This window comes from Tsuneonella deserti, from assembly GCF_014644315.1.
GTDB classification, from domain to species: domain Bacteria; phylum Pseudomonadota; class Alphaproteobacteria; order Sphingomonadales; family Sphingomonadaceae; genus Tsuneonella; species Tsuneonella deserti.
This window is the reverse complement of the sequence record NZ_BMKL01000001.1, coordinates 295,011-313,020: the sequence shown is the minus strand read 5'-3', so window position 1 is coordinate 313,020 and position 18,010 is coordinate 295,011. Positions and strand designations below refer to the sequence as shown.

The window sequence follows — 18,010 nt, the reverse complement described above, 5'->3', positions numbered from 1 at the left end:
TTGCTGATCACGCTTTTCGCCGCCCTTTCGGCGACGGGGGCGGCGGGTGGCGGACGCCTGATGGGAGTCGCCAGTTGCGCCGGATCGACCTGTCATGGTCGCGCCGAAGGCAACGGCGCCGTCGTTCGCCAGGACGAGATCGCAAGCTGGCAGGAGCCCAGTTCTCCAACGGGTGCGCACAGCCGCGCCTATGCCGTGCTGGGCACCCTGCGAGGCCGCCAGATCGGCGCCACACTGGGCATCGAGCCGACCGCTTCGGGCGAGTGCCTCGGCTGCCACGCGACCACCGGCGGCGCGCGCGGCCCTCAATTCCAGCTTTCGGACGGGGTCGGCTGCGAATCCTGCCACGGTGCTGCCGAGAGCTGGCTGCCAACCCATTTTACCGTCGGGGGGAGCCACGCGGCCAATGTCTCGGCGGGCATGACCCCGCTCGAGCGTCCGGCCGTGCGCGCGAAGGTATGCCTCGATTGCCATTACGGCAGTAGCGACCAGGGGCAGTTCGTCAGCCACCGGCTCATGGCCGCGGGCCATCCGCGCCTCTCGTTCGAGCTCGACCTGTTCTCGGCGCTGCAACAGCACCACGATGCCGACGCCGATTACGCGCAGCGCAAGAGCACGCCGAGCAGCGTGCGCCTGTGGGCGGTCGGCCAGGCAGAGGCGGTGCGCCGATCGCTGTCGCTGTTCCGCCAGCCGGACTTCGGCACCCAGGGGATGTTCCCCGAGTTCTACTTCTTCGATTGTCATAGCTGCCATCGGCGGATCACCGACGGTCCTCAGCGCACATTGACGTTCGAGACCAACCCGGGCCGCCCGATCCTTTTCGGCATCCCGCCTTACAACGACGAGAACATGATAATGCTCTCTGCGGTAGCGCGCGTGCTCGCGCCGGCGCAGGCGGCTGGCTTCGATGCTTCCGTTGCGGCTTTCCACCAGGCGATGGGCCAGGGACGCGGCGAAGCGGTGACTGCGGCCGCAAAACTCGAAGCGGCGGCGGGGGCACTCGAAAACGCGTTGGATGGACGCGGCTACGGCTCGGACGAGGCGTTCCAGGTGGTCGCGGCGATCGCGGACCGGGCCACTAGCCCGCGTTTCACCGACTACGCTGGGTCGGCGCAGGCGGTCATGGCGCTCGACACGCTGCTCAACGCAATGGTGCGCGAAGACCGGGTCACCGTGGGCGCGGCAGCGGGCATTCGGGGCGCGATCAACCGCGCCTATGCGGCGGTCGAAAGTCCCGAGAGCTATAACCCGGCCGCCTTCCGGGCCGCGCTGGGCCAGGCTTCCCGCAGCATCGGCGCGCTGCGATGAGAGCGAATCCCCGGATCGCCGGGCTGACCATCGCCCTTCTGCTTGCCTCTTGCGGCGGCGGGGGCGGCACCAGTTCCGGCGGAGCCGGTGGCGGCGGCTCGCCCACCCCGGCTCCGTCCCCGTCGCCGACGCCCGGCGCGGTCTATGCCATACCCGCGCAGGAGGCACTGACCACGGGCGATGTCCAGCGCGTGATAGCGCAGGCAGTGGGCGAGGCGCAGGCGCGCAAGCTGCCCGCGGTCGTTGCGGTTACCGACCGGGTCGGCAACGTGCTCGGCGTGTTCGTGATGAACGGCGCGCGCGGCAAGATGCTCACCAGCCGGCTGACCGCGACCGGCGTACTCAACGATTCCGATGTCGATGCGCAAGGGCTGGAGGTCGTGTCGACCATCGGCGCCATCTCCAAAGCACTGACAGGCGCATACCTGTCGAGCGGCGGCAACGCATTCTCGACCCGCACGGCGAGCATGATCGTGCAGGCCAACTTCCCGCCCTCGCCCGGCACCGTTGGCCTGGAAAGCGGTCCGCTTTCCGGCGTGCAATTCAGCCAGTTGCCGTGTTCGGACCTCAACACGCGCTTTGGAGCCGGTGGCGCCCGGTCATTCATCGGTCCCAAGCGTTCCCCGCTGGGCCTCGCCGCCGATCCCGGCGGCTTCCCGCTCTACAAAAACGGCGTGCTGGTCGGCGGGATTGGCGTGATGGCGGACGGCGATTATGCCTTCGACAGCAACGTCACCGACCTCGGGGTGGACGACGAGGAAGCGATCGCGCTTGCGGGTATCCAAGGCTTCGCACCGCCCGATGCGATCACCGCCGACAAGATCACCGTCGACGGCACGAGCCTGCGCTTTTCCGACATGCGCCCGGCGGACCTGTCGCCGCTGAAGAACGATTTCGGCGCCATCAACGGTTCGATCGGCCTGCTGGTGGCGGTTACCGGCTACTCCAATGGATCGATCATTCCGGGCACGCCCTACGGCAGCGAGGCGAGCGGTTATCGACGGGCGCTCGGCACAGAATTCCCGTTCCCCGATGCATTCGTTCTTTCCAACGGAAGCGGCGCCAACCGCTACCCGATCCGCGGAGGAACCGACGGCGCCGCGGTCGGCCAGGCCCTTTCTGCGGCCGAGTCCCGCGCGGTGCTGGAGGAAGCCTACCGCGTGATGAGCCGCGCGCGCGCGCAGATCCGCCGTCCGCTCGACAGCCGGGCGGAAGTGACCATCAGCATGGTCGATACTTACGGCACCGTGCTCGGCATCGTCCGCGCGCCCGATGCACCGATCTTCGGCACCGACGTCTCTCTGCAAAAGGCGCGCACGGTAGCGTTCTTCTCCAATCCGGTCGCGGCTCAGCAACTGCTCGACGATCCCGATGCGGAGGTGCCGCAGTTCCTCCAGCGCGCGCGGGTGTTCTTCAACGATCCCGCGGCGTTCACGGGCAAGACCGCGTTTGCGGCCCGCTCGATCGGCAATATATCCCGTCCGCACTTCCCCGATGGCGAGGCGGCGCAGCCGGAAGGACCGTTCTCCCGTCCCATCGAAGACTTCAATCCGTTTGCGACCGGCCTGCAGATCGCACTGGTGAAGTCGAACCTTCTGCAGCACGCCTTGTTCGTGCAGGGCGCGCCTTTCACGGACACCCCGCAGCAATGCACCCAGATCCCGGCTGCGCCGAACGGACAGAAGCGACTGGCCAACGGGATGCAGATCTTCTCCGGCGCGGTGCCGATCTATCGGGGCAACACGCTCGTCGGAGCAATCGGGGTATCCGGCGACGGGATCGACCAGGACGACATGATCAGCTTCCTGGGCGCGCACAACGGCGGCGAACGCGCCGGATCAAACGGCAATGCCCCGGTCGATATCCGGGCGGACAGGATAGTGATTCCGGTCGGCGCTGGCGTGCGTCTGCGATACGTCAATTGTCCGTTCGCGCCGTTCCTCGATTCCGGGGAGCAAAACGTCTGTCAGGGCAACTAAGCGCTCAATCCTGACGAAAATGAACGAACGCCTGTCGCGGGTCCTCGACCCGCGGGTTCATCCGCAGCCCTGCCGCGCGCATCCGGGCGGCGTCGCCGGGCCTCCCAAGCTGCGCCAGCGCATGCGCTGCGGCCAGCTTGAGGGTAGCGGAACGGTACCCGGCAAGCTCCCCCCGGCGGACCACCTCGACAATCCGCCCCCACTGCTCCGCCTTGCCGAGGACGAAAACGTAGTCGGTCATCACCGGCAGGAACGGGCGCCGCGCATAGTCGGCCTCAGCGGTGCGCAGTGCCCCCGCGACATTTCCGGTCAGCGCCTGGTACTCGGCGTAGTGGTTGGCGTAAGTCTGCGGCAGGAGGCTGACCCGCTCCGCCCAACCCTTCCCCGCCTGCTGGAGATAATGCCGCGCGGCGGCCCCGTCCCCGCGTGCCTCGGCGAGCACCACCAGGGCTCCGTGCACATCGGGATTGCCGGTGCGCCCGGCGATTTGGCGGTAGGCGGCTTCCGCACCGGCCGTGTCGCCCTCCAGCGCACGGCTCTGCGCGACATATGCTTGCGCCAGCCAATAGCCGGGAAAAACCTGTTCGGCCGCCCTCGCCCAGCGGCCCGCATTTTCCCACTCACCTGCCGCGAGCGCGATGGCCGTGCGCTGGAGCATCAAGTTGGCGAGCTGCAGCGGGGTTTGCCGCGGCTGGCGCAACGCGGCCTCGACGATCGCCGCCGCCGTCGCGGGATCGCCGGAGCCAAGTGCCAGGTTTGCACGGCGAAGACCGACGCTGAGATCGCCCCCTGTTCCACACAACTCCCGCGCCTGCGCGAAAGCTCCTCGTTCATAGGCGATCTCGCACCGGATTCCCCGCTCCTCGGCCGCCTCGCTTGCCGCAGCGAGGACCACCGCCGCGTCGAAACGGTCGAGCGTTTGCTCCGCCTCGGCAAGATCGTGCACCGTCAGCGCGGCGCCGGCGCGCGACAGCACGGGACCCGCGGGCCAGGGCGCAAGCTCCATCCCCCGCTCGAGCAGGCGGTTCGCCTCCGCCATGTCCGGCGCGCTGGCGGTCAGGCGGGCCCGCTGCAGCAGGGCGCGGGCGACGCCTTCAATCCGCAGCCAGTCATCGGGCTCTTGTGCGAGCAACTCGCGCTTGGCCGCGACCTTGCGCTCGGCGGCGGCGAGCGCGGCGTCAAAATTGGCTGGGCCATAGCCGGGTACCAGCGTCGCCGGGTTGAGCGCGCTAGCCACGGGGTCCGTCGCAAAACGTTGCTGCCTGTCGGCGAGGGCGACCGCCCCGACCGCAAGCACAGCTGCCAGGACAACGCTCGCCGCGCCCGTCGTTCGACGCGCCTCCGTGCTCCGCTCCAGCGCGACGCCGGTCATATTCGCTTCGCGCAAATATCGAGCTGAATGCTGGTCAGGTCATCACCGATGGCGTTCATCAGGTTGGTGAGCTGGGCCGTTTCGTCGGCCCGGAAAGTGCCAGCGACATCGGCCGTCGGGTTCGCGTCGTTATAGGGATCTTTGAGTGAAGAGCCGATCAGCGCAGTGGCGATCGCCGGCATCCCCATGCGATCCACCTGCACGTAAGCGGTATCGGGATCGCTTCGGAAGTTGAAGCTGGTGCCAGTGGTCGCGGCGAGCACAGGCGAGCCGTTGGCAGGCGCGAAATATGGGAAATCGGCCAGGAGCGGCCTGTCGTTTCCGCCCGGATTGAGAGGCAGGTTGGCGAAAGTCCTCAGGCTTTGTCCGCTTTCGGTCAGGTCGAGGAAAAGGAATGCCAGACTGATGTCGATCACTGCATCATCCAGATCGCGGCCGTTGGGAAAGCCGGATGGAAGCGCCATGTTGAGCTTCAAAGTATCGGGCACGATCATCTGGCGCACCGTCTTCCCGCCCGTGTTCGGGACGACCTGGGTGTAGCACGGCTCGACGTCGTAGCTGAAGGCGGTCTGCCCTCCCCCGCCGGTGCTTCCCGGACTGGGCGTCGGCGAAGGGGTCGCGGTGGGAGCGGGACTGCCGCCACCTCCGCAGGAGGCGAGCAGCGAGAGAGCCGAGATGGCGGCCATGGGATGAAGCATGCGCATCACTTCTGCCCCCCGAACCGGGCGGTAGTGGCCCAGACGTTGATCGTGCCATTGCCCCCAGCGAAACGACTGCGCGGGATCTCCAGGATGAATCCGGTATCGTTCTGCCCGGCGAAGAAATCGCGCTGGTTGTTGAAACGGATGGACCCGGTCGACCGGGTCTCCCGAAACCCGCGCAGATCGAAGTAGAATGGGTCGTCGAACAGCCCTGCGCGTGCCTTGACCCCGTCTTTCTCCAGCGTCGTTTCGACCGGCCCTTCGATCGATCCGGTCACTCCCGGAACGCCTTCGAAGCGGACTCCGTACTCGTTGGGACGGGTGCCGGCACCGAAGCGCGTGCGGATGACGATTTCCGGCGTGTCATCGGGCGGCGCGGTGGAAACCAGAACCTTGTAAAGCACGTCGCGATCGTAAACCGCCGGCTGGCTCCCCACACTGGGACCGGCAAAGGTCAGCGCCAGTTTGACAGTGTCAGGCCCGTACCACGCGAACACGTCGGCGATATCGGCTGGAACGTCGGGAGTGCTATCTATCGCAGGATCGGTGCGGCCCGGTGGATCGAGGTGGTCGGCGGCATGGTTCGCTGCCCCGCTCACGAGCAGTCCAAGCGCCGCGAGCATCGCAAGGACGCCTGCTCCGACCAACCAACCGATCAAAGTTCGCATGCAATCGCCTCCCCCGACGACTCCGACCTGCGACCTGCGACCTGCTTTTCGGCTATTCTTGCGCAACCGGAGGAATACGCAAGTTGGCAATTGCTTTCGGCGCCATTCTTCCGCATTTTTCGTATCGGGAGGGGAGAACGGGCATGGCTGCAGCGTTGACGTTTCTGCCCGCCCTGGCGTTCGCGATGCAGGCGAACCCGCCAGCCACCCAGGTCGAGCCTGGCCCCGCGCAATCCGTCCCGCCAGCGGCTGACGATGACGACCAGGGGCCACCTCCGGTCGACAACGATTCCATCGAAGGGCGCAGGCGCCCCGGCTACGAGGGTCCGCTGCCCGGCCGGGTCACGCAGAACAATCCGGGCGCGGTCCGTGCGCCCCCGCCCGAGGCTTTTCCAACCGACCAGATCCCACTGCCGGATCGCTGGCGCCTGATCGAAACCCTGGGCGTCGTGAAGGAGCGGTGGTTCGATCCTTACAACCAGAACACGCTCAAGGGCGACCGGCCACTGAAGGCCGACAAATGGCCCTTGATCACTGGCGACGACTGGTTCTTCTCGGGCAGCCTCGTCAGCGACACGGTGATTGAGCCGCGCACCTTCCCCATTCCCGTCGGCGTCCAGACCACCGAGCGTCCCGACAGCCTCGATATATTCGGCAAGGACGCAAGCTACGTCCTGTCCCAGACATTCCTGCTCGGCGCGGCGCTGACCAAGGGGTCGACCGCGTTCAAGCCGCCCGAGATCGAATACCGCGTCACGCTGGCGTTCAACCTCAACTACGCCAACGTGCCCGAACGTCGCATACTTCTGGTGGAGCCGAGCGCACCGAGCCACCGGTTCGATCACTTTGTCGGGGTGCAGGAAGCCTTCATCGACTATCACATCCGCAACGTTTCCGACCGCTACGATTTCGACTCCATCCGCGTCGGCATCCAACCATTCCAGGCCGATTTTCGCGGCTTCCTGTTCAACGACCAGCAGCTCGGCATCCGGCTGTTCGGCAACCGCGACGGCAACCGGTTCCAGTACAACCTTGCGGCGTTCTGGCGGCTGGAGAAGGATACCAATTCGGGCCTCAATGCGGTGCTTCAGCGCCCGCGGGACGATTTCCTGTTGATCGCGAACGTGTATCGCCAGGATTTCCTGATCCCAGCGCTGACGAGCCAGGTGACCGTCGCCTACAACATGAACCGCGAGGGCGACGAGTTCAAAATCGACGATAACGGCTTTCCCGCGCGGCCCGCGCTGCTCGGCGATCTGCGCCCGCGCAATTACGACGTGGTCTATGTCGGCTACAATGCCGACGGGCGGATTGGGCGCATAAACCTGACCGGCAGCGCCTACGGCGCGTTCGGTCAGGACCGCTATAGCTTCTTCACCAGCCGCACGGCAGAAATCCGCGCATTCTTCGCTGCCCTGGAGGCGAGCTACGATCATGACTGGATGCGCCTGCGCCTGTCGGGTGCGTGGGCGAGCGGCGACAATGATCCCTACGACGACACCGAAACCGGCTACGACGCGGTGTTCGAGAACCCGGTCTTCGCCGGAGCGGACACCAGCTACTGGATCCGTCAGTCGATCCCGTTCGCCGGCGGTGGGCGCGCAGTGTTCCTGAACGGTCGCAACGGGATCCTCAATTCGCTGCGCTCCTCGAAAGAACAGGGCCAGTCGAACTTCAACAACCCGGGCCTGATGCTCGCGGGAGCTGGCGGCGATTTCGACCTGACCCCCGAGTTCAGGCTGTCGGCAAATGCAAATCACCTCTGGTTCGAGAACACGGCCACGTTGCAAGCACTGCGGAACGAAGGCTCGATCCCGCGCCCGATCGGGTGGGACCTGTCGCTGGCGGCGATCTGGCGCCCCAAGGCGACGCAGAACATCGTTGCCCGTCTGTCGGCCGCCGCGTTGCTGCCCGGCGAGGGCTTCCGCGACCTGTTCGACAACCTGGAGCGCCACCGGAATTACTTCTCGGTGCTGGCCAACGTGATCGTGAGCTACTGATGCGCCTCGACCGCCTTCTCGTGGTGCTGGCGGCGCTTTTCCTCGCGCTGGGAATGGCCTGGTCGACGCAGGCTTCAGAGGGTGAAAAGCCCGTCACGCGCATTTATCCTGTGTTCGCTCCGGCGCCGGCCAGCCAGTCGATCGATGACATGGCGGCCAAGTCCGATGGATGCACTTCCTGCCATGTGGCGAGCGACGCGCCGACGATGCATGTTTCGAGCGCGGTACGGCTCGGCTGTGTGGATTGCCATGGGGGCGATGCGGCGGTAATCGGCAACCCGCAACTTGCACGCGATGACCCCGCCTATGTCGCCGCGCGCGAAAAGGCCCACGTGCTGCCCCGCTATCCGGAGAGCTGGCACTACCCCTCATCCGCCAATCCCAAGCAGAGCTATGCGCTGCTGAACCGGGAGGCGCCCGAGTTCGTCCGCTTCGTCAACCCGAGCGACTACCGTGTCGCCCGTGAGGCGTGCGGGGCGTGCCATATGCCGGTGATCGAGGCAGCCGAACGTTCGATCATGGGCACCGGCGCGATGCTGTTCGGCGGCGCGGCCTACAACAACGGCATCGTGCCCTATAAGAACTACATCTTCGGCGAAGCGTACACCCGCGAGGGCGAGCCGGCGAAGATCGTTTCCGCCGGGGATCCGCCCGGCACGCTGACCGAGCGGCAGAAGAAGCGCGGCGCGCTTGCCAAACTCTATCCACTTCCGACCTGGCAGGTGACGCCGCCGGGCGATATCTTCCGCGTTTTCGAGCGCGGCGGACGGGTCATCAATCCGACCTTCGCCGAAACCGGTCTGCCCAACCCGACGGGATCGATCCAGCGGCTCGACGAACCTGGCCGGCCCGATCTCAAGCAGTCGAACCGCGGTCCCGGCACCGGCCTGCGCGTCGCCATCCCGATCCTCAACATCCACAAGACCCGGCTGAACGATCCCCTGACGTGGTTCATGGGCACCAACGACCAGCCGGGCGATTACCGCCATTCGGGCTGCTCCACCTGTCACGTGGTTTATGCCAACGACCGCGAACCGCGCCATTCGCTGACTTACGCACCCTATGGCCGCGACGGGCAATCGATCACCGCCGACCCGACCATCGCCGAAAAGCGCGAGCACGGGATGCTCAAGACCGGGCACGAAGGCGACGAGGACGAACCGGACGAAGACGCCGAGGACGACCGCGAGAAAGGCCACCCGCTGCAGCACGTGTTCACCCGGTCGATCCCGACGGCGCAGTGCATGAGCTGTCACATGCACCAGCCGAACGTCTTCCTGAATTCGTACCTCGGCTACACGATGTGGGACTACGAGGCCGATGCGCCTTCGATGTGGCCCGAGCAGCAGAAGTATCCCACCGCCGCCGAAATCCGCGAAACCGAGAAGCGCAATCCCGAAGGAGCGAGCCCGCGCGGCAAGTGGGCCGACGTCGATTTCCTGCGCAACGTCTACGACCTCAATCCGACGCTCAAGGACACCCAGTTCGCCGACTACCATGGCCACGGCTGGAACTTCCGCGGGGTCTTCAAGCGCGACCGGGCGGGCAACCTGCTCGATGCCGAGGGCAGGATCGTCAGTCCGGACGATCCGGAGAAGTGGCGCAAGGAGGGTGAAGGCAAGTTCGTCCCGCCGGGCACCAACCCGGGCAAGACGGTCCACCTGATGGACATTCACGCCGAGAAGGGAATGCAGTGCGCCGACTGCCACTTCGCGCAGGACAGCCACGGCAACGGCCTGATCTACGGCGAAGTCGCGAACGCGGTCGAAATCGGCTGCAAGGACTGTCATGGCACTGCCGATGCCTATCCGACGCTGTTCACCAGCGGACCCGCCGCGCCGCCGCGCGGCAACAACCTTTCGCTGTTGCGCAATCCGGACGGTCAGCGGCGGTTCGAGTGGACCTACGACAGCTTAGGCCGCCAGCAACTGATCCAGCGCTCGATCGTGGACCCAAAGCTCGAATGGCGGGTGAGCCTCGTCAAGGACAGCGTCGATCCGGGCAACCCGCACTTCAACGCCAAGGCGGCGCGCGCCAAGCTGATGAGCAAGACCGGCGCGGAGGACGGCCAATTCGCCTTCGGTCCCGGCATTGCGCCGGAAAACCGCGCGCACCGGGACGGCGAGATGGCCTGCTTCACATGCCACCTGTCGTGGACCACCAGTTGCGGCGGCTGCCACCTTCCGATCGAGGCCAACTGGAAGACCGAGAACCATCACTACGAAGGCGAGACGACGCGCAACTTCGCGACCTACAACCCGCAGGTCGCGCGCGACGACATGTTCCAGCTCGGCAAGCACATGACGACCAAGGGCAACGAAGTGGCTCCGGTCCGCTCGAGTTCGGCCCTGGTGCTGTCCTCCACCAACATCAACCGCGAGCGGATCTACATCCAGCAGCCGCCGATCAGCGCGATCGGGTTCTCGAGCCAGGCATTCGCGCCCCACTTCCCGCACACGGTTCGCACGACCGAGACGAAGACCTGCTCCGACTGTCACCTGTCGGACAAGGACGACAACAACGCGATCATGGCCCAGCTCATGCTGCTGGGGACCAACTACGTGAACTTCGTCGGCCTCAATGCCTGGACAGGCCTGGAAGGCGGCTTCCAGGCCACCCGGGTGACCGAATGGGAGGAGCCGCAGGCCGTCCTCGGCTCATACCTCCACAAGTACGCCTACCCCGATTTCTACCGCGAGTTTGTCGATGGACAGGGCCGCGAGCTGAAAGACTGGACGCGCGGCAAGACGTTCGATGCCAATCTTTCGGGTGAAACCCAAAGTTTCGAACGCTTCGCCAACGTAGTCGAGGGTACGGGCGACAAGGTCGGTTGCCTGCAATTGCGCGGCGAATACATGTACGTCGCCGAAGGAAAGGGCGGCTTCCGCGTCTATGACGTGGCATCGATCGCCAACAAGGGCTTCTCCGAACGGATCACCACCGGTCCATTCTCGCCGCTCGGCCATAACACGCGCGTGAAATCGAAGAACGCCACCTGCATGGCGCTCCCCACCAACCAACCGATCAATCCCTTGCGCAATACGCCCGAGATGCGCGCGATGAACCAGGAGCAGGCTTTCCTGCCGATCTACAATTACGCCGCGGTGACCGATGCGGAAGAGGGTCTCATCCTCGTCGATGTTACGACGATGGCCGATGGCGAATTCCGCAACAACAAGCTCAAGCGCGCCGTAACCTGGAACCCCGACGGGGTGCTAGACGGGGCCCGGCACATCGTGCTGGCGGGCGAAGTCGCCTATATCGCGGCGGCCAGGGGGCTGGTTACGGTCGACCTCAGGGACCCGCTGCACCCGCAGCTTGCCTCTGTAGTGCCCCTGGACGATGCGCGGGCGAGCGCGCTCCAGTTCCGCTACCTGTGGGTGACGACACGCAACGGTGTGGAGTTGCTCGACGTGACAGACCTTCGCAACCCCGTCGCGGTGCCGGAGGCGACCGTGCCGCTGGCGAACGCGCGCCGGCTCTATCTCGCCCGCACTTACGCCTACGTCGCCGCCAAGGCGGATGGCTTGGTGATCCTGGACATCACCAACCCTCGCGCACCCGGCATCTACCGCAAGGAAACCTTCGATGGACGCATGAACGACGTAGAGGATGTGGTGGTCGGCTCCACCAACGCATCGCTGTTCGCTTACGTCGCTGACGGACGTAACGGCATGAAGGTGCTCCAGCTCACCAGCCCGGAAAGCCAGCCCAACTTCTACGGTTTCAGCCCGGCCCCGAAGCCCGAACTGATCGCGTGGGCGAAGACGCCTTCACCGGCGCTCGCAATGAGCAAGGGGCTCGACCGCGATCGCGCGGTGGACGAGACCGGGGGCCAGATCGCGGTATTCGGCCGCATGGGATCGCGCCCGTTCAACCGGTCCGAGATGGAAAAGCTGTTTCTCACCAGCAAGGGCGTGCCGTGGAAAGTTTCCGACACGCCCGACATGGACCGCTGGGTGCCCGGAGGCGGACCGCTGATCGCCGCGCAGTAACGGGGCTAGTCGCGGGGGCCGCGCTCGCCGAACATGTCGTGGATCATCGGCTGCAGCTTGTCGGTGTAGTGCGCCAGCGCGTGCCAGCCGCTGACGTCCTCGTAATGGCTGACCAGGGCCTTTCCGTCCCACCGGTGAAGCGCATAGCTTGGCGGCTCGGTGGTGATGAGATCACGCCCGTCGGGATGATCGAGGTCCACGGGCCGCAGGTCCATCGCCACCAGCGGCGCGACCGAGCCGGTGACGCTGAGCGGGATGCCCCGGAACATGGTGGTGATCGGCCGGTGCAGGTGACCGCAATGGATGCCGATGATCTGCTGGTGACCCTCGACCACCGAACCAAACCGCCTGATCCAGTCCTCTTCCGGGGCCGGATCCATCCAGTCGATCCCGCTGACGACCGGAGGGTGATGCATGAATATGAGGGTCGGCGTTTCGGGGTTAGACGCAAGCTGCGCCGCCAGCCACCCGGCTCGCACTTCGCAGAACGCACCGCCGTGCCGTCCCGGCTCCATCGTATCGAGCATGATCAGCCGCAGCCCGTCCACGTCGACCGTGTACTGGACGAACCCGGCCTCGCCCTTGATTGCCGGAAAGGCGCGAAACAGTCCTTCGCGGCTGTCGTGATTGCCCACCATCGGCCAGACGGCGAATGGCGTGCCTTCAAGCAGCGCGGCGACATCCTCGAAACTTTCGATGTCGCCATTGTCAGTGATGTCGCCCGAGAGGACGAGCATGTCGGGCTTGTTCGGCCCGCCCAGCAATCGCGCGAGGGTAGCCCGGAACCGGCGCAAGTTGAGTTCCTCGGGCTCCTCCTCGGGATCGAACCCGATGTGGATGTCGGTCATTTGGGCGATCAGCATCGCTTACGGTTCCCCTGCCGTCTGGCGCATGGCGACCTTGCGCTGCGTATCCTGCACCCGCACCGGCGGCTGGCTGCCGCGCGGGTGATAGCTGTGACACATTGCACAGCTCGAGGCGACCTTGGGCTTGGCGGCGTCCTCGCCGAGATGGCAGGTGCGGCACGTCTTGATGTCTGGCAGCAGCAAGTCGGAAGCGGAGTTCGACTGTGTCGCGGCGTGGCAGGTCGCGCACTTCTCCTTCTTGTGGTCCGCGTGGTCGAACCAGCCATGAGCCATGTAGCGCGCCGGCTGGATAACAGGTAGGACGCCGTCCTTGCCGCCCGGATAGTGGCATTCGCTGCATACCCCGCCGATCGACAACATCCGCGAAGCCAGGGGAACAGACGCGCGCTGCGGCGGAGCGAAGTTGCCATAGTAGATGCCCCCTGGCGCGTATTCCCCGGGCCGGCGTCGTCCGCTGGCGATCGGGCGGCGCGGTGCCCGGTCGGCACTCGCGAGCGCGGCGCGCATCTTGCCTACGTTGCCGTGCGGCAGGGTGCGGAAGTTGCCGCCCGACCGGTCGTAGACGAGGCTGTGACACGATCCGCAGCTCGATTCCATCTTCACCGGCTGGAAACGCACCCCGTCCCTGCTCGGCTTATGACAGGACGCGCACTCGAGCCGCGCGCCGTAACCCGCCCCCTTGCCCAGGCGCATCGCCATCTGCGCCGGTCCACCGCCAGGTCGCAGGTGGAGCGCGTGGGGAAATTTGATCCCGTTGAAGGTCTTTGGATGCGCGGCGAGCGGAAGGCGTCGCGGCTCGGTTTGGCCCGGAGCGGTAAGCACTGCCGCCTGGAAGCCAGGGTGCTCGGTCCCGAAATCCGATGCGTTGGCCAGCTTCGTATCCTCAAGGCGCTTGTCCATCGAGCCATGACAGTCGGCGCAGAACTTCTGGGCCGGCGGCTTCATCCGCCCCTCGCCCTCGTGCTCGGTGTGACAATCGGTGCATGCTCCGGCGCCCGGCTTGTGGAACACGTCGGCCACGTCGCGCTGGATCCGGTCGCCCCACGACATCGGACCGCGCGCGAGAGTGAGCCGGGGTCGGGCAGCGTGATCGCCGATAGCCTCATGACAGGTGAGGCAAGTCTCGTCGCGCACCGCCACGAACGCATCGACGTGGCAGGCCTCGCAGTTGTTCTCCATCTTGTGGTGCGCGGTGCTCAGAGCGCCGCTCGTCCAGCTCGCGTCCATGATAACCTGGCCCGGCTTGTCGGGATCGGGCTTTACCCGCTCGCGATGCGTGAACGACCAGATCGGGATGGCCAGGAAGGCGAGGAAGATGGCCGCCAGCAAGACCCACGCCACCGGTCGCTTGCCCGGCAACACACTGGCAAGCGTGAAGCCGTGGACACCCTCGCTCCGCCCCCCCTCTCGCTCCTCCCGCTTGCGGACGGTGACGTCGACCTCGCCATCCGCTCCCGCTGCGAAGTCGAGCCGATAGGCGCCGAGCACCAGCTCGGCCCCGCCATCCTCGACCGTCTCCGACTCGCGTGTGCGACCGTCGAGCGTGAAGCCGAGCGTGCCGGCTGCCTCGAACGTCCACCTGTCGCCCTCTCCCGCCGCGACCCTGACGTGATGTTGCTCCACCGCAAGATCGGGGATGGCGATGTCGTTCTCGGCCGACCGGCCTATGGTAAGCGTATCGCCCTCGACCCGCCTTTCGCGCACGATCTCCCGCCCCGTCGCGGTGGTGTCGATCTGGCGGATGCGGAAGCCCAAGTCCGGCGCTACCAGTAGAAAAACACGCTGACGACGTGCGCGGTCAGCGCCCCGAGCAAGGCCACGGTCGCCGGGATGTGCAGGTAAAGCCAGATATCGAGCTGCGCGCGCAGCTGCATCTGACGCCGGATCTGGGCCAGCTGGGCGGCGCGCCGCTCGAGCAGGCCGACCACTCGCTCCTCTGCCGCGTCTTGGTTGCCCTCGTGCGCGAAGGCCCTGAGTGCCCGCCGGGTCCGGCAGCCGGGATAGCTGTTGGCGAGGCGCGCGAACACTCCGGCGCGAAATGCGTCCTGCTCCAGCGCGGCGATGACGAGGTCCGATGCCCCGCGCGCGAGCGGCTGTGCAGCGGCGTCGAGCTGGCGGTCGATGGCCGCCAGGCTCTCGACCATCTGGCGCTTCGACATCTCCCCGCGGTTGTTGCTGAGCTTCTCCGGAAGCCGGGCGTAGACGGTGATGCCGTAGATGCCCGACGTGATGACCAGCATCATCAGCGCATAGGCCAGCGTGTGGACGTTCCAGCCGAGCTGGAAGCCCGTGTGCAGCGTCGCGATGACGATCAGCGACAGTCCGAGATAGACGTGGGCCGAGGTCCACGCCTTGAGCGACCAGCGCCCTTCGGTCATCGCCCGTTTGCGCACACCCAGCAGCGACAGCCACAGAATGAGCAGCACGCCGATCGTGCCGAGAGTGTAGCCGTACCACGATCCACCGTTGGGCCGCGGCTTTACGTCGGCATAAGCGTAGCCGACCGCCGCCGCGATCGACAGGAGCAGCGCGATCCACAGCCAGCGAAAACGCTTGTGGACGAGAAAGCTTTCGTGGTCGGTGGGCCGCCCCGCTTTTTCAGGCGCCAGCGTTGCCATCAGCCGGCGCGGTCCAGTTGCGACACGGCGAGGAACTTCTCGGGTCCGACGCGGATCGCCGCGCCGGTCGGGCAGGCCCGCACGCAGGCCGGGCCGCCTTCTATTCCCGAGCACATGTCGCATTTGATGGCGACCTTGGGCACTTCCTTGCCCTGGCTCTCCGCTTTCTTCTTGCGCCAGGAATAGCTCGCCTCACCGGGGCCTGGTCCGAGGCCGAGGAACATCCATGAGAGCAGCCCCGGCTTCTTCGGCGGCTTCGCATCCATCCGGATCACGCCATATGGGCAATTGCGCTGGCAATTGCCGCAACCGATGCAGGTCTCGTCGATGAAGACCTCTCCGTCGGTCCCGCGCTTGATCGCGTTGGGCGGGCAGTCGGCCATGCAGTGCGGGTGCTCGCAGTGCCGGCAGGAAGTGGGCACGTGCAGGTGGGCGTACGTACGCCCCGCCTCGCGGTCGAGCCGGCTGAGGCCGTCGTGGCTGTCGGCGCAGGCTTTTTCGCAATTGTCGCAGCCGATGCAGAGCGTCTCGTCGATCAGCAGCACGTCGGTCGCTTCGCCGATGCCGTTATCGACCAGGAACTGCGCGGTCTGCGAGTAATAGTCCGCCGCGTCGCCGAAGCTGTCCTTGCGGCTTTCGACGAAAGCATTGACCTCGCGCCGGTTTGCCATGTCGGCCAGCGCCTTCTCGCGCAGCGCAGGCTTGCGATCGAGCAGCGCCATGAACGCTTCGCCCGGGAAGCGGACGACCTGGCTCTTGATGGCCGCCTTCACCGTCGCGGTCCGACTCGAGCCGTCGATCACCGCCATCTCGCCGAAATACGAACCCGCCGGCAGGTAGGAGAGGAACACCGGGTGCCCGCCGATGTCCTTTTCCACCACCATCGATCCGCGGCGGATGAGGAACACGTCCTTGTCGTCAGCGCCTTCCTGCACGACCACTTCGCCCGCCCGCTTGTCCTCCACGACCGCCACCTCGGTGATCTGTGCAAGGTCTTCGGAGGTCAGCCCCGATCCGAACATCTGGAGCAGCTGGCGCTCTATCGAGATGCGGTTGACCGCGCGCGCAGCGCTTGGGGTGGTGGCGAGCAACTTGAGCGCCGCGTTGCGCGAGAATTCGAGAGCGATCGTCGGCTCAGCCGCACGGATGGTGGCGCCGCGCCGGCGCCCGGAAATGAGGCCGACCTCGCCGAAGATCGAGCCCTCGCCGATCGGCACCGTTATCGATGGGTCGTTCGGATCAACCTCGACCGCGACCGAACCCTGCGCAATCGCGAACATCGAGGAACCGGGGTCGTTGCGGGTGAAGATCACCTCGCCAGCCTTGAAGTAGCGCGCTTCGCTTTCCAGCATCAGCTCGCGAAGCTGGAGCACCGACAGCTCCTGCAGGATGATGACGTTACGGCCGAACAATTGCAGCCATTCGTCGACCGAGCGCCTGCCGGGCAGGTCGGCAAACTTCTCCTCGAGAATGGGCTCGTCGGCCGGCTTGAGATCGGTGTTCCCGGACAGGAACTCGATCACGTCGTAGCCCTGGTTCATGCAGTGCTTGATCAGCGGGTAACCGGCGAGCGCGCCGATCACGTAAAGGCCCGGCTTGGTCGATTCGAAAGTCTGCGACAGGCTGGGGAACGCGCCCTGGTCGGGCCCGCTGAAGTTCACTCCGCAACTCTCGATGAATCCGCGCGGCGGCTTCGATCCTGTCCGGGCGATGATCCGGTCGCAACGGATCGTTTCCTGCCCGTCACGGGTATCGAGCACGATCTCGCCGGGGCGTACTTCCGCCGGGGATGTCTCGCGGCGGATGAACAGCCGGCCTTCGCTCTCGGCCTCCATCAGCAGCTTCACGTTGGCCGCCTTGGCGCGCGCGAAATCCGTCCCGCGGTTGAGCAGCGTTACAACGTTGCCCTGCGCCGCATCGGCGGCAAGGCCGAGCGCGTTTTCGATCCCCGCGTCGCCCGATCCGATGACGACGATATGCTCGTCGACATACTCGGTGGGATCGTCGAGCTGATACTGGACGTGCGGCAGGTCCGCTCCTGGAAGGCGCAGGAGGTTGGGATTGCCCTGCGTGCCGATCGCCAGCACCACCGCCTTCGCCCGCACCGGCTGGCCGTCCTTGATCGTGACGGTGAAATCGCCCGCCACCCCGTCGATGGCGGTAACCTCAGCGTTCAACAGGACGCTGATCTTGCCTTCGGCGATCTGGCGGTTCCAGGTTTCCAGGATCGCCTCGCGCTTGCCGGCGTCGAAATCGAGGTCCGAACGAAGCACGAGATGGGCCGGGGTGGCCATCACATGCTTGCCCTTCTGATATTTGTAGATCGTGTCCGAGAGGTGGTCGGTCTTCTCCAGCAGCACGTGGCTCATGCCCCTGGCCGCTGCATGCGCGGCTGCGCTCAGCCCGGCGGGACCGGACCCCACGATCGCGACATCGACAACTGCGCCGTCCGAACCGGCCACGCCCACCCCCTCAGGTTAGCGGCATATTAATCCGGCAGCCG

General features: G+C 65.9%; 11 protein-coding genes. 4 read left to right on the top strand and 7 right to left on the bottom strand.

The window, feature by feature from the left end:
* On the top strand, positions 1 to 1,308 hold the full coding sequence (locus IEW58_RS01370; protein ID WP_373284693.1) for a multiheme c-type cytochrome: 1,308 nt from the start codon (positions 1 to 3) through the stop codon (positions 1,306 to 1,308).
* A complete protein-coding gene (locus IEW58_RS01365) occupies positions 1,305 to 3,287 on the top strand; it encodes a heme-binding protein (protein ID WP_188643493.1) in 1,983 nt (660 codons plus the stop codon). The genes IEW58_RS01370 and IEW58_RS01365 overlap by 4 nt, the downstream gene beginning before the upstream one ends.
* Positions 3,288 to 3,291: 4 nt before the next feature.
* On the opposite strand, the gene IEW58_RS01360 is transcribed toward IEW58_RS01365, so the two are convergent.
* The 3 genes from IEW58_RS01360 to IEW58_RS01350 form a co-directional block, all read right to left on the bottom strand.
* A complete protein-coding gene (locus tag IEW58_RS01360; protein WP_188643492.1) occupies positions 3,292 to 4,524 on the bottom strand; it encodes a tetratricopeptide repeat protein in 1,233 nt (410 codons plus the stop codon).
* A gap of 131 nt (positions 4,525 to 4,655) precedes the next feature.
* A complete protein-coding gene (locus IEW58_RS01355; RefSeq protein WP_188643491.1) occupies positions 4,656 to 5,363 on the bottom strand; it encodes a DUF4331 family protein in 708 nt (235 codons plus the stop codon).
* Positions 5,363 to 6,028, bottom strand: a complete 666-nt coding sequence (locus IEW58_RS01350) for a DUF4331 family protein (protein WP_188643490.1) — start codon at positions 6,026 to 6,028, stop codon at positions 5,363 to 5,365. Before IEW58_RS01350 ends, IEW58_RS01355 begins: the two co-directional genes overlap by 1 nt.
* 185 nt (positions 6,029 to 6,213) lie before the next feature.
* Between IEW58_RS01350 and IEW58_RS01345 the strand changes: the two genes are divergently transcribed.
* Together IEW58_RS01345 and IEW58_RS01340 are read left to right on the top strand one after the other, a co-directional pair.
* Entirely contained in the window at positions 6,214 to 8,028 is a 1,815-nt protein-coding gene (locus IEW58_RS01345; protein ID WP_373284769.1) for a hypothetical protein, read from the top strand.
* Complete coding sequence (locus IEW58_RS01340; RefSeq protein WP_188643488.1) at positions 8,028 to 12,023, top strand: hypothetical protein; 3,996 nt, start codon at positions 8,028 to 8,030, stop codon at positions 12,021 to 12,023. Before IEW58_RS01345 ends, IEW58_RS01340 begins: the two co-directional genes overlap by 1 nt.
* Positions 12,024 to 12,028: 5 nt before the next feature.
* Here the strand turns inward: IEW58_RS01340 and IEW58_RS01335 are convergent, their stop codons facing one another.
* Genes IEW58_RS01335 through IEW58_RS01320 form a run of 4 tightly spaced genes read right to left on the bottom strand, consistent with a single transcriptional unit; the run spans position 12,029 to position 17,969 of the window.
* Complete coding sequence (locus IEW58_RS01335; RefSeq protein WP_188643487.1) at positions 12,029 to 12,886, bottom strand: phosphodiesterase; 858 nt, start codon at positions 12,884 to 12,886, stop codon at positions 12,029 to 12,031.
* Positions 12,887 to 12,889: 3 nt separating this feature from the next.
* A complete protein-coding gene (locus IEW58_RS01330) occupies positions 12,890 to 14,644 on the bottom strand; it encodes a cytochrome c3 family protein (protein ID WP_188643486.1) in 1,755 nt (584 codons plus the stop codon).
* 8 nt (positions 14,645 to 14,652) lie between these two features.
* Positions 14,653 to 15,507: a hypothetical protein gene (locus IEW58_RS01325; protein ID WP_188643485.1), complete on the bottom strand. Its 855-nt coding sequence runs from the start codon at positions 15,505 to 15,507 to the stop codon at positions 14,653 to 14,655.
* Complete coding sequence (locus tag IEW58_RS01320) at positions 15,507 to 17,969, bottom strand: cyclic nucleotide-binding domain-containing protein (RefSeq protein ID WP_229658375.1); 2,463 nt, start codon at positions 17,967 to 17,969, stop codon at positions 15,507 to 15,509. The genes IEW58_RS01325 and IEW58_RS01320 overlap by 1 nt, the downstream gene beginning before the upstream one ends.
* Positions 17,970 to 18,010: the final 41 nt, after the last annotated feature.